We start from the raw sequence: 12,164 nt of genomic DNA, 5'->3' as shown, positions 1-12,164 counted from the left end.
AAGCCCCCGTTAGGCGACCTTCAAAGTACTCCGAACAAACTTTCGCGACCCTGGTTACCGTTCCGCCCCCACAGCGGGTTTTCCGAGATCTTCTCGCAATGCATCGTGGAAATGCAGCCCGGCGGCGATAGCGACCGCCCCGAAGCCGACCCGCAGGCACAAGGCTTGCTGTTCGTAGTCGAAAGTGAAGTGACGCTGACACTGCGCGGCGAGGTGCAACAGCTGGACATATGCGGATACGCATGTATTCCGGCCGACTCTGTATGGCACCTGCACAACAGCACCAAAGCAACCGCCCGTTTCCACTTGGTCCGCATAACCTATGAGACCATCCACGGCATGCCCGCCCCGATCCGATCATCACCAATGAACGCGACGTGACCCTTGTTGAGGTGTCTGGCACCGAGGGCCGCTGGTCCACCACCCGCTTCGCCGACTCACGGGACCTGCGCCACGACATGCATGTGGATACCGTCAATTTCGAATCCGGTGGCGTGTTCCCTTTTGCCAATACACACGTGATGGAACATGGTTTTTATGTGCTTGAAGGCAAAGCGGTCCGCCGGCTCAATCAGGATTGGGTCGAAGTCGAAGCCGACGACTACATGTGGCTGCACGCCTTCTGCCCGCAGGCGTGCTATGCGGGCGGGCCGGGGCGATTCCGCTATCTGCTCTACAAGGATTAGAAACGCCATATACCGCTGTCGTTGCCTAAACGCTGACGTCAAATTGGCTTTTTCCGGTGCGGGGGTTCACAGAAGCGCTTGAATCTGGTGAAATAACACCGGTTTTTAGCACTGGAGATTGTTCAATGGTACTGCGCGGATCGATGCTGGCACTGGCAGCTGTAATTGGCCTGATGGCCCTGGAGGCAACCCCCGTTGCCGCAAAAGAGGAAACCAAATCGGTATTCGTCATGAGCCGCACATGGGCCGTTACGCAAGTCTCGGATGCTCCGGTCGTGTATCGCGCAACCCGTGACAACAACAACCTGAACCCGTTTGGTCCGCCGCCGCGCCTGCGCACCATCCAAGCCATTGCGGCTATCCAGGCGGCGACCGGCTGCAAGCCGCTCCGGGCCAGCATGTATCAGAACATTTCGGGGCAGTTCTTCTCGCAGGTCAGCTGCAACTGACCTGAGGTCGAAACGGCATTGAGGTCAGCGCAACCCGCTGCCATAGCTTACGCATGAAACTTGCGATCAACGGATTCGGCCGCATCGGCCGCACGATCCTGCGGCAGCTGCTGGCCTTGCCGCAGGACAGTGATGTTGAACTGGTGCTGATCAACGATATCGCGCCGCTCGAAACTTGTGCCTATCTGTTCAAATACGACAGCACCTTCGGCCCTTATCCTGGATCGGTCGAGGCCGGTGACGAGGCCTTGGTGGTCGACGGCCATTCCATACCGGTCACCCACAGCCCGGATTTGTCACGTGTGGATCTGACCGGGGTCGACGTCCTTATGGATTGCACCGGTGTTGCACGTACCTCGGACGTGGCCAGTCAGGGGCTGACCGCGGGGGCAGGCAAAGTGCTGATCTCCGGCCCTTCACCGGCCACCGAGGTAACTATCGTTCTGGGTGCCAACGAGGATCACCTGGGCAACGCCCGGATCGTATCGAACGCGTCCTGCACCACCAACGGGTTGGCCCCGCTGATCAAGATTCTGGACGGGATCGGAGGCATCGCCTCGGCCCATATGACAACGATCCACTGCTACACCAACAGCCAGCCCATGGTGGATGCGCCACGTGGCGATCTCGCCCGGTCACGGGCGGGGGCGTTATCCATGGTCCCCACCACCACCAGCGCCACGCATCTGATCGATGAGGTCATGCCCCACCTCGCAGGCCGTATCTCAGGCGCGGCGGTGCGTGTTCCAACCGCCAGCGTGTCCGCAGTCGATCTGGTCGCGACCTTGGACCGCGGCATGTCGGTCACCGAGTTCGACGCGGAACTGCGCAAAGGCGTCACACACTCTTCCGTTCTGGGCTGGACAGACCACCCGCTAGTTTCGTCAGACCTGCGGACCAGACCGGAATCACTGGTCATCGCCGGCCCCGAAACGCGAATGATCGGTGACCATCAGGTGCGCGTATTCGGTTGGTATGACAATGAATGGGGCTTTTCTGCACGCATGCTCGACGTTGCCCGCCTGATGGCGCAACCCTGACCCTTGCGATACCGCAGCGGGCGGACCTGGCTAGCGCGGCCATCGGGAAATTCCAGCCCAGAGCGATCATGAGAACGACCACACTGACCCTGATTTATGATCTTGTCCGGTTCGCCCGCAATCTCGATCACATCGCCAAAGGGCGAGAAAACCTCGGCGATCAGCGGCGCAACAACGATCCGGCAGCTCACGAGAGCAATACGTCCCACAAACGAAAATCCGCGATCCGTTCAACCTGACGGCAAGCCTCGGCGGTTTCCGCATCGCGGTCCTGCTCGATCCTCTATTGAAGCGCCTGAAAGAAAGACGCCGTGTCGTGATCGTGCACCACGATGATGAATGGAAAGCCAAACTTCACGGTGTAGCGCTGTTTCAGATCGTGATAGTGACGCGCTCCTGATCCGTCAAAGCATCCAACCCGCCGAGGCCTGTTCGGACGAACTTTCCTGCGTCCACCGCTTGGCCTGAGCCAGCTTGTCCGCCAAATCAGGTTGCCCGGTCAACACACTCAGACGCTCATCTTCAGAGGCCGAGCGGAACACGCGCGACAGTGCATTGTGCATGCCACCCGCATTGTCACGAACCAGTCAAGATTCCAAATCAAAGGCTTTTTCCGCAATCCAGCGTTTACGGCACAATCAATTGATCCCGCCCGTCGGTCTGCGTCCAGTAGGGCAGATCACCGGCAGTCGTGTCGGCCACATAGTCAAAACCGCCTTCTTCAGCCACCAGCCGAATTGTATTGTTAGAACAACACCCATTACACCAATCACGCGGGCGTTCACCCATAACTGCGACATGCAGTCGGAAGGCCTCGGTTTTCTGCGCGTGCTCTTCGGCCTCAGGCACATCCATGCGCTGGACCCATTTCAGGCCGTGGCTGGCCATATCCCAGCCTCTCGCATTATTCACCGCCACTTGATCCGGCGACCTCACCAAAGCCGTCACCACGCCGTAAACCGCGATCCGCAAACCCTAAATAAACCGTAGCAGACGTCAAAACCCTGCGCGCGACCCGTATTCTTAAATCGGTTCCTTACTCCATTTCCGCCGCTCGGGCCATGTCACGGCTCCCACGACTTCGGACAGAAGAGCATCGGACGCCGTGTCGCGGTGCAGGACAATGTGTTTGCCGCCCACTTCGTAGTTCAGCACGGTTTGCACGGCCGACTTCTCGCCCCCGCTCCGCTGGGCGTTGGGCGGGTTGGTTCCATGCCCGGTCAAGTCACGAGCGTATCGAGGCGGCTACGTAATATCTTCCGTTCCTGTACGTTTCTTCGGACATAGCCCGGAAATGCGATTTTGATTGTCGGACTAATCCGAGCGCTGTTTCCGGTTCTTTCGGCATTTCCGCTGTTTCAAACTTTGCGCCAGACTGCGAAATAGCTAAAGGCAAATCAAAGAAGACCCCGTGGCTTGCTATCGGGCAACCCACGTTCTGGAAACGGCGCGCGATTGCCCGGCGAAAGGGCTGAAGATCGCCCTGAACGACGTCACCAAGGAAACCGGCTGCAAACTGGCCGAGACCGAAACCAATTCCGACGCCTGGATCAACAACCCGGCTCTACCGCAAAAAGACTTCAATACAGGCTCATTTAAGCTTGTTTTCTTTGCCGAGACTATCTGCGCACCGCAGGTCAGGCCACCGAGGACCCACTGCTTCCGGATCAGGTGCCGACCTGTTTAGGCATGTTTGACGCGGATGCGCCCTACCACGTGCCATTGTTGCCGTTACCCTCGGGCTACTCGATCCATCGGGGCAGTTGAATGCTACCCACAAAGCTCCCGCCCGTCGGCTGCCCCTGACGGAGCACCTCCCGTTGGACCAAGCGCCACGCCTTTCAGGCGTGGCGCGGCAGGTGCTCTGCGGTGCATTCTATCGCATCCAGAAATTCCTGGTCGCGCCTGAGAAGATGCCGAACCACCTGGCATGGTTCAAACGGGAAAGCTGCGAGACCGGGCTGAGCGGCGCCGTGCTTTTGATGGTGGTTTACTGTGTCGAAGGTGAGCTGTATCTGATCGATGCTGAAAAAACCGATCTGGAATTGTGCCAAGGCGTCGTGATCCCAGAAGCTATTCTGACCGCGGACTGGCTGATCTACGACTTTCCCTGCAGATCAGGGCTGAGTAAGCGACCTACCCTACTGATGGAGCTGCAGGTGGCGATGGGCTGGAGCCATAACCAGTTCTTCACCGGCCGCACTATGATGCTGCATCTGGGGGCGTTCACCGCAACGATCGTGATCGCCAATCTGCGCTCGCCCCACGACAATTACCTGATGCTGCCGGTCGTGTTCCAAATGCACCACCCGCTGGCGTTTGCGACCGAAAACAGCTGGATCATCGCCACGCTGGTTTCCTGATGGGCGTCACCATCCGGCATTACTTCAACACGCGCCCTGCCTGCGCAGGGGACCCGACCTGGATCTGGGCCGTCACCACCATTTTGTTCATCGCCTTCAAACCGGTGTCGAAGGGCATTTAGTGGACTCCAAAAGGTGTCTTGCTGGGAACCGCAGGCACCATTTTCCGAAATGCCAGACAAATTAACTGCAGGTAGGTGTCACCCACGCTGTGCCGACCGCCGATGTGGTCGACGTGGAGCCCGAAGATCGCGCCGCAATCATTCTCTTGCTCCAAAATGCCGGGTCTTGACCACAACAGGCCCCTAAATTCAGCTTTGTTTACGATAATCTCTTTCCCTGCATAGAAACTGATGCTCTAACATGAATGCAATGAGCCGTTGCGTTTCATAAAACGGTGAAACTGATTTCGACTTGGGGCAGTTGGAGCCATTCGATGCGGGTAAGCAGGCCACGGGCCTTTGTGAACTACTGTCTTCTTGGCATGGCTGCCGCCGCTTTTCCCTCGTCACTGGTCGCGCTTGAAACGACGCTCTCGGTACCCGGAGCCCCGAAGGCGTTGATTGAACGCATTGAAGAAACGTCCTCGGTTGCAACCGCTGAAAACAGAGGCCTGGATACGCCGCTGGAAATCCTGTCCGCCGCTTTGTCGGATTACCGCACCATCGTTCAGATTTTGTACGACGAAGGCTATTTCAGTCCGGTCGTCAGCATCAAACTGGACGGGCAGGAAGCAGCGGACATGAGCTCGCTTACCGTGCCGAACGCAATCAACCGCGCTGTTATCACGGTAACTACTGGTCCAACCTTCACGTTCGGCACCGCCATCGTTGAACCCGTCGCGCCGGATACCGTCCTGCCCGAAGAATTCGCGCCCGGCAAACTGGCCACGACCGGCGCCATTCAGCAGGCGGCCTCGGCCGGGGTGCAGGGGTGGCGCGATACCGGCCACGCCAAGGCCGAAGTCGAAGACCAAAAGGTCATCGCCCGCCATGCGCAGAAACGGCTGGACGCCGAGATCGACCTTGCACCGGGTCCGCGTCTGACCTTTGGCAAGATGATCATCAAGGGTGACACAGATGTTCGGCACCGGTCGATTGAAAAGATCGCCGGGTTCCCGTCAGGCGAAGTCTATTCACCGGCGAAAATCCAGCGGGTCGGCACACGGTTGCGCCGCACCGGCACGTTCAGCGTCGTGTCGATCGAGGAGCACGAAACCCCCAACCCCGACGGCACGCTGGATTTCGACGCCACGTTCGAAGACATGCCCAAACGCCGCCTGACCTTCGGGGTCGAGCTTGCCTCGAACGCCGGGCTGGACGTGACCGCAACCTGGACCCACCGCAACGTGTTCCGCCGCGCCGAACGGCTGCGGTTCGAAGCCGCGCTGCGCAACATCGGCGGGTCCGAGGACCTGGACGGCCGGATCGGCCTGCGTCTGGATCAGCCTGACCGGCTGGGTCCGGATGACAACACCTTCTGGAGCGCCCTGCTGGAGCGGCGCAACACCGAGAACTATAATGTCTCGGTCGCTTCGTTGGCCTATGGTGCGCGGCGAACCTTTTCCGACCGGCTCTATGCCGAAGCCTCGGCCGGATTCCAGTGGTCGGATGCGGATGACGCCTATGGCAGCGGCCGCAAATTTCGGTACTTCATCATCCCGTTCCGCTCGGAATGGGATGAGCGCGACAGCAAGGTCAGCGCCACGCGCGGGTTTTATCTGGATGCACAGGCCATGCCCTTTGCAGGGCTGTCCGGCACACAGAATGGCATTCGGCTGTTCTTTGACGGGCGCGCCTATACCAGCCTGAACACCGGAGGGCGTCTTGTTCTCGCGGGCCGTGCTCAGCTGGGATCGGTGATCGGCCCCTCAGCAAGCGGTGTGACGCCGGATTTCCTGTTCTTCTCGGGCGGTGCGGGAACCGTACGCGGGCAACCCTTTGAAAGCCTTGGCATCCCGGTCAACGGCGGCGTGGCGGGGGGCAAGTCCTTCCTTGGGCTGTCCGGTGAGGTTCGCGGAAAGATCACAGACACAATATCCCTTGTTGGGTTTTATGATTTTGGTACCGTAGACACGTCATCCTTTATTGGCAGCGGAGCCGAATACCACTCGGGTGCAGGTCTAGGGGTCCGTTATGATCTGGGCGGGTTTGGCCCGCTGCGTCTGGACCTTGCCCTGCCGGTACAGGGCGATACCGGCGACGGTCTACAATTCTATATCGGGATCGGACAGGCATTTTGATACGGCGCTGCGCATATCCTTTTGTGACCACGATGCTGATCGTGACTGCCCCTCCTGTGATCGCACAGGAGGATGAGGGCGGAGGCAGTATGCTGGAACGGTTCCTGCAGGACACGCTATCGGGCGACGATCAGAACGTCACCGTCAAGGGGCTGCAAGGTGCCCTTAGCGCTCGCGCCACGATCCAGGAGATCACTGTATCGGACGATGAAGGCGTTTGGCTGACCATCAAGGATGCAGAATTGGACTGGAACCGGCTGGCCCTGATCCGGGGGCGGTTTTCCGTCAATGCCCTGACAGCGCAGGAAATTGACATCGCCCGTGCGCCCGGCACGACGACCAAAGAGGCCCCGCCCCCCTCGGTTGAGACCAAGCCCTTTCAACTGCCCGAATTGCCCGTCTCTGTCGAAATCGGCGAGATTCGGGTGGATGAGTTGTTGCTGGGCAAACCCTTGATCGGGGTTTCTGCCGCATTGTCCGTGACCGGCAACCTGTCGCTGGCCGATGGCACCCTGGACACCAAACTGGACATCACCCGACTGGACCGCGCCGGCGACAGAATCAAGCTGACCGCCGGGTTCCAGAACGCTTCGCGTGAAATCAATTTGGATCTGGATGTGAACGAAGCTGAGGGCGGCCTGATTTCGACCGCGCTGAATATCCCCGACAGCCCGCCGATCGGCTTTACGGCCAAGGGCGCGGGCCCCCTGACCGATTTCACTGCCGATATTGCCCTGAGCAGCGACAAGCAGCCAAGGGTGACAGGACAGGTTGAGCTGCGCGCGGCGGAAACCGGCGCAGCGGACGGCATAGCCTTTACCGCCGATCTGGGTGGCGACCTGACCCCCTTCATGGCCGAAGATCTGGACCCGTTCTTCGGCCCCAGAACGCGGCTTTTCGTGGACGGCCAGACCAAACCCCGAGGCGCGCTGGATGTCTCTGATCTGGAACTGACCACCCAGGCGCTAAACCTGAAAGGTGAGCTGCAGTTGGCTGAAGGCGGCAGTCTGCAGCTTGCAGCCTTGCAGGGCAGGATCACTCCACCGGATGGGAATACCGTAGTGCTGCCGGTTGCGGGCGGGGATACCTCGATCGAGGCGGCACAGATTTCTGCCCTGTTCGATCAGAAGAACGGTAACCTGTGGGATCTGAGCCTGACGGCAGACGCGTTTCAATCGCCGCAGGCGAAACTTGAAAAAGCCCGGATCACCGCGCAAGGCACGTTGGAACAGGGCGATGCGTTCACCGTCATCGGTGATCTGCAGGCTATCGTTGACGGAATCGACCTGAACGATCAGGCGTTGAATACCGCTTTGGGCGAGCGCATCACGCTGGACGGCCAATTCGACTACGGCAGCGATCAGTCTCTGAATCTGTCGGGTTTCGAGTTGGTGGGAACCGATTACTCGTTGGCGCTGGACGCGTTGATCGACGGGCTTACCAGCGGGTTGACGGTAGATGGGTCAGCCGCGCTCGACGCATCTGACCTTTCGCGGTTTTCGGATCTCGCGCAGCTTGATCTGGGTGGAACTGCTTCGGTCAGGGTTACGGGCAAGGGCTCTCCGTTGGAACGGAGCTTTGACGGCAAAGTGGTGGTCGAGGGACGCGATCTGGTCACCGGGCGCGACGATATCGACCCCGTCATCAAAGGCGAGACCACGATCACACTGGATGGCAGCCGTGGCAGCGACGGCATCACCATCCGCGAGTTCGACCTGAACAGCGAAGCCGCGCAAGCGCAGGCCAGCGGTGAGGTCACTACGCCCGACGGCAATCTGACCATCGACGGACAAGCCAGCGTGAATGCGTCGGATCTGTCGGTCTTCTCCGGGCTGGCCAAACGCGAACTGGGCGGTGCCCTGCAGGCGAAACTGGACGGCATTGGCACGGTGCAGACGCTGGAATTCGACGGCACCGCCAGCGTGACCGGACAGGATATCAAGACCGGGATGTCCGATATTGATCCTCTGCTGTCCGGCAAAACCACGATCACTTGGGATGGCGCGCGCACGGCAGATCAGATCGAAATCCGGCAGGCCACGGTCGACGGCAACGCCCTGACGGCGCAGGTTGCAGCAACCGTTGATGACCCCACCGGCAATCTGGCGGTGGATGGCAAGGCGCAGGTGAATGCGCCAGATCTGTCGCTGTTCTCGGGGCTGGCCAATCGCGACCTGGCCGGATCAATCTCGGCAAATCTTCAGGGCAGCGCGGCCCTCGCCAACAAGGTTTTCGACATTCAGGGCGACGTGAATGCAGACGATATTCAGACCGGTATCGAGATAGTCGACAAGCTGGTTCAGGGCCGCACGACTCTGACCGTCGATGCAGTAAAGGGTGAGGAAGGGGTGGATATCCGCACTTTCCGCCTGCAGGGCACAGCCTTGTCCGCCAGCGCATCAGGCAAGCTGGACCGTGACGCCGGCGGGCTGGATTTCAGTGCTCAGCTTGATGATCTTTCCCGTATCCTCACCACGATGTCCGGACCGCTGACCCTGGACGGAAATGTCGCCCCAACCAGATCGGGTATTGAGGGCACCACGCGGCTGAGCGGACCGGACAGTTCTTACGCAGCACTGACCGGAACGGTGGACACGGATGGTACTGCAGATTTGGATTTCGACGCCAAGCTGAACAAGATCGAACGTTTCGCGCCCGAATTCCCCGGCACTGTCGCGGCAACCGGCAATGCCAAACGCAAGAACGGTGTCTGGACCATCGATGGCTCGGCCAATGGCCCCGCCGAGATCAGCAGCACAGTCAAAGGCACCTTTGATGAGACCTCTGGGGAGGCTGACCTGCAAGCGCAGGGTGGCATTAATCTTGGCGTCGCTAACCTGTTCATCTCACCCAACAAAATCGACGGAACGGCACGGCACAATCTGCGCCTGAAAGGCAAGCCCTCACTGAACGCACTCAGCGGTTCCATCACCACCTCGGGGACGTCGCTCGCAATTCCCGATATCGGGCAGACGGTCACCGGGATTAGCGGTTCAGTCGAATTGGCGCAAAGCCGGGCTACGATTTCGTTGAACGGCGGAATGCGGGCCGGGGGCAACTTTACCATCTCGGGTCCGCTGGACCTGACGCCGCCGTTTAATGCCAACATCGTCACCAAACTCAACCAGCTCGTACTGACCGACATGCTTCTCTATGAAACCACACTGAACGGCGAGATTGCCATGACCGGGGCCCTGGCGGGTAACAGCACCATTTCCGGGCAAATCACGTTTGAAGAGACCAACATCAACCTCGCCGCCGCGGCAGGGGCTGTGGGCGCTGCACCGATCCCCGAGATCGAACACATCAACGAAAGCCGGGCTGGCTATATCACGCGCGAACGGGCACGGCTGGTCGTTGAGGAAGGTGCGACCAAAAGCGATTCCCGTATTGCGCTGGGCGTCACCCTTCGGGCGCCCAAGGCAGTTTTCGTGCGCGGTCGCGGCGTTAATGCCGAACTGGGTGGAAACCTGTTCATTGGTGGCACGACAGCGTCGGTTGTACCCTCCGGCCAGATCGAACTGATCCGGGGAAATTTTGACATTCTGGGCCGCAGACTGGCCCTGACCAAAGGCATCGTGACCCTGCAGGGGGACCTGACACCGTATATCGAGTTCGCCTCGTCAACCAGCACCTCTGAGGGCACCGCCACGATCGAAATCGCCGGCCCGCTGGATGCGCCCGAGGTTGACGTCTATTCCGACCCCGAACGCCCGGCAGAAGAAGCACTGGCCATGCTGTTGTTCGGCAATCGTTTCTCGGAACTGTCACCCTTTATCATTGCCCAGATGGCGGCGTCCCTGGCGCAGCTCAGCGGTGCGGGGGGTGACGCGACCAAGGGGCTACGAGACTCGACTGGTGTGGACACGGTGGATATCGGGGCAACCGAGGGCGGCGCCGGTCGTCTGGGGGCCGGAGCCTATCTGAGCGACAACCTCTACACCGATTTCACCGTCAACACCCAGGGCGACACCGAGGTGAACCTGAACCTCGACGTCACCGACAGTTTCACTGTGCGCGGCACTGTTGACGGGCGTGGCGAAACCGGTCTGGGCCTGTTCTTCGAACGGGATTACTGAAGGCGTTGTTTCCGCCGGATGCCAATCGCCTGCCCGACCTGCGGCGCGGCCTCCAGCCCGGCGTGATCGCGGACCATGCGGGCCAGCCGGGCCGCTGCCCAATCCGGGTAAGGTTCTGACCGCCCACTGGTGTGACTGACATTCATGAACAGCGCTTCCTGCGTGGCGCAGATGACGTCGTCTTTTCCCGACAGCATTTGCGCAAAGTAGTGGCCACGTTTCTGGTCTGAATCCAGCATACGAAAGCGGTAATAGAACGGCTCGTCTGGCTGAACCTCGCGCAGGAAATTCATGTGGGATTGTAGGACGTACGGCCCCTGCCCCAGCGCCTTGACCTGCACCTCACCCAGCCCGAGGTGATCGACCATCAGCTTTTCCAGCGCCATGTCGAAGGCCACGCCATAGAAACCCACGTTCATGTGACCATTGTAATCGACCCATTCTGGCAACACCGAGAACCCGCAGATTTCGACCGGCGCATCATAAGGCCCATCATGTCCGCTGAGAGGTTTATTCATCACCAACCTCCTCAAAGATCGCGACAGCCCGCACAAAGCCTGCCGAGGCGCCTTTTATCTTGAACGGAAAGCACGAGATTTCGAACCCGGTGGGTGGCAGACCTTCGAGGTTGGTCAGCTTTTCGATATGGCAATAGCCGATCTCTATCGAGGCGCGATGCCCCTCCCAGATGATCGAGGCATCCTTGGTTTCAGCGTATTCCTGTGCAGTCAGGGGAAAGGGTGCGTCCCAGCTCCAGGCGTCTGTGCCGGTCACGCGTACACCGCGTTCTGTCAGGTACAAGGTCGCCTCGCGTCCCATACCGCAACCTTTCATCAGATAGTCCGGCTGGCCGTACTGCGTGCCCGCCGAAGTATTGACGATCACGATGTCCAGCGGCTGCAGGTCATGGCCGATCCGTTTCAACTCGGCTTCTACATCGGCAGCAGTCGCGACATAGCCATCGTCGAAATGCCGGAAATCCAGTTTCACGCCGGGATTCATGCACCATTCCAGCGGCACCTCGTCGATGGTAATCGCCCGTTCGCCATTATTCATGGTCGAATGATGGTGATAGGGCGCGTCCAGATGGGTGCCGTTATGGGTGGCGATCTGCAGCCGTTCGATGGCCCAACCCTCGCCGCCTGGAAGGTCGTCTTTCTGAAGGCCGGGAAAGAATTCCATCACCTGCTCAGCGGTTTGGTCATGCGTCAGATACTCGATTCCGGGCAACATGATCGGCGGGTCGGACACGATCCCGGTTTCCAGCGGAACCGACAGATCGACAAAACGGCGGGCCATATGCTC

At 59.6% G+C, this 12,164-nt stretch carries 10 protein-coding genes and 3 pseudogenes; 8 read left to right on the top strand and 5 right to left on the bottom strand.

What is annotated here, in order from left to right; genetic code table 11:
- Window positions 1-42: 42 nt before the first annotated feature.
- The 3 genes and pseudogenes from allE to ACR0IM_RS15205 form a co-directional block, all read left to right on the top strand.
- Window positions 43-686 (top strand): annotated as a pseudogene (allE, locus tag ACR0IM_RS15215) ((S)-ureidoglycine aminohydrolase); the annotation flags it as partial.
- Between the two features lie 125 nt (window positions 687-811).
- Window positions 812-1,135, top strand: coding sequence for a hypothetical protein (locus ACR0IM_RS15210; protein ID WP_480682440.1), 324 nt, complete (start codon window positions 812-814; stop codon window positions 1,133-1,135).
- A gap of 53 nt (window positions 1,136-1,188) precedes the next feature.
- Window positions 1,189-2,175: a type I glyceraldehyde-3-phosphate dehydrogenase gene (locus ACR0IM_RS15205; RefSeq protein WP_480682439.1), complete on the top strand. Its 987-nt coding sequence runs from the start codon at window positions 1,189-1,191 to the stop codon at window positions 2,173-2,175.
- Here ACR0IM_RS15205 and ACR0IM_RS15200 read toward each other — a convergent pair.
- Window positions 2,088-2,306, bottom strand: a complete 219-nt coding sequence (locus ACR0IM_RS15200; RefSeq protein WP_480682466.1) for a hypothetical protein — start codon at window positions 2,304-2,306, stop codon at window positions 2,088-2,090. The two genes, ACR0IM_RS15205 and ACR0IM_RS15200, sit on opposite strands and share 88 nt — an antisense overlap.
- Here ACR0IM_RS15200 and ACR0IM_RS15195 point away from each other — a divergent pair.
- A complete protein-coding gene (locus ACR0IM_RS15195) occupies window positions 2,244-2,414 on the top strand; it encodes a hypothetical protein (protein WP_480682467.1) in 171 nt (56 codons plus the stop codon). The genes ACR0IM_RS15200 and ACR0IM_RS15195 overlap by 63 nt on opposite strands.
- Here ACR0IM_RS15195 and uraD read toward each other — a convergent pair.
- A pseudogene (gene uraD, locus ACR0IM_RS15190) lies at window positions 2,363-3,036 on the bottom strand (2-oxo-4-hydroxy-4-carboxy-5-ureidoimidazoline decarboxylase); the annotation flags it as partial. The gene ACR0IM_RS15195 and the pseudogene uraD sit on opposite strands and share 52 nt — an antisense overlap.
- A gap of 162 nt (window positions 3,037-3,198) precedes the next feature.
- The gene (locus ACR0IM_RS15185; RefSeq protein WP_480642358.1) at window positions 3,199-3,339 is read right to left on the bottom strand and encodes a hypothetical protein; all 141 of its coding nucleotides are present in this window, start codon (window positions 3,337-3,339) and stop codon (window positions 3,199-3,201) included.
- 247 nt (window positions 3,340-3,586) lie between these two features.
- Between ACR0IM_RS15185 and ACR0IM_RS15180 the strand changes: the two genes are divergently transcribed.
- From ACR0IM_RS15180 to ACR0IM_RS15165, 4 genes and pseudogenes are all read left to right on the top strand, one after another.
- Window positions 3,587-3,862 carry a hydroxyisourate hydrolase gene (locus ACR0IM_RS15180; protein ID WP_480682438.1) on the top strand — a complete coding sequence of 92 codons (276 nt, stop codon included), beginning with the start codon at window positions 3,587-3,589 and terminating at the stop codon, window positions 3,860-3,862.
- A gap of 136 nt (window positions 3,863-3,998) precedes the next feature.
- Window positions 3,999-4,830, top strand: a pseudogene (locus ACR0IM_RS15175) (urate hydroxylase PuuD); the annotation flags it as partial.
- A 144-nt stretch (window positions 4,831-4,974) separates the two neighbouring features.
- Complete coding sequence (locus ACR0IM_RS15170; RefSeq protein ID WP_480682437.1) at window positions 4,975-6,780, top strand: autotransporter assembly complex protein TamA; 1,806 nt, start codon at window positions 4,975-4,977, stop codon at window positions 6,778-6,780.
- Between the two features lie 32 nt (window positions 6,781-6,812).
- Window positions 6,813-10,859, top strand: coding sequence for a translocation/assembly module TamB domain-containing protein (locus tag ACR0IM_RS15165; RefSeq protein ID WP_480682436.1), 4,047 nt, complete (start codon window positions 6,813-6,815; stop codon window positions 10,857-10,859).
- Here ACR0IM_RS15165 and ACR0IM_RS15160 read toward each other — a convergent pair.
- Window positions 10,853-11,377, bottom strand: a complete 525-nt coding sequence (locus tag ACR0IM_RS15160) for a thioesterase family protein (protein WP_480642363.1) — start codon at window positions 11,375-11,377, stop codon at window positions 10,853-10,855. The genes ACR0IM_RS15165 and ACR0IM_RS15160 overlap by 7 nt on opposite strands.
- Window positions 11,370-12,158, bottom strand: coding sequence for a cyclase family protein (locus tag ACR0IM_RS15155; protein WP_480682435.1), 789 nt, complete (start codon window positions 12,156-12,158; stop codon window positions 11,370-11,372). The genes ACR0IM_RS15160 and ACR0IM_RS15155 overlap by 8 nt, the downstream gene beginning before the upstream one ends.
- Window positions 12,159-12,164: the final 6 nt, after the last annotated feature.

It is taken from the genome of Ruegeria sp. BF6, assembly GCF_056538665.1.
This window is presented reverse-complemented; position numbering and strand designations above follow the sequence as displayed.

Excerpts from the sequence above, each read along its gene's own strand:
- ACR0IM_RS15210 (WP_480682440.1), top strand. The coding sequence starts at position 812 with ATGGTACTGCGCGGATCGATGCTGGCACTGGCAGCTGTAATTGGCCTG.
- ACR0IM_RS15205 (WP_480682439.1), top strand. The coding sequence starts at position 1,189 with ATGAAACTTGCGATCAACGGATTCGGCCGCATCGGCCGCACGATCCTG.
- ACR0IM_RS15195 (WP_480682467.1), top strand. The coding sequence starts at position 2,244 with ATGAGAACGACCACACTGACCCTGATTTATGATCTTGTCCGGTTCGCC.
- ACR0IM_RS15170 (WP_480682437.1), top strand. The coding sequence starts at position 4,975 with ATGCGGGTAAGCAGGCCACGGGCCTTTGTGAACTACTGTCTTCTTGGC.
- ACR0IM_RS15165 (WP_480682436.1), top strand. The coding sequence starts at position 6,813 with ATGCTGATCGTGACTGCCCCTCCTGTGATCGCACAGGAGGATGAGGGC.
- ACR0IM_RS15160 (WP_480642363.1), bottom strand. The coding sequence starts at position 11,377 with ATGAATAAACCTCTCAGCGGACATGATGGGCCTTATGATGCGCCGGTC.
- ACR0IM_RS15155 (WP_480682435.1), bottom strand. The coding sequence starts at position 12,158 with ATGGCCCGCCGTTTTGTCGATCTGTCGGTTCCGCTGGAAACCGGGATC.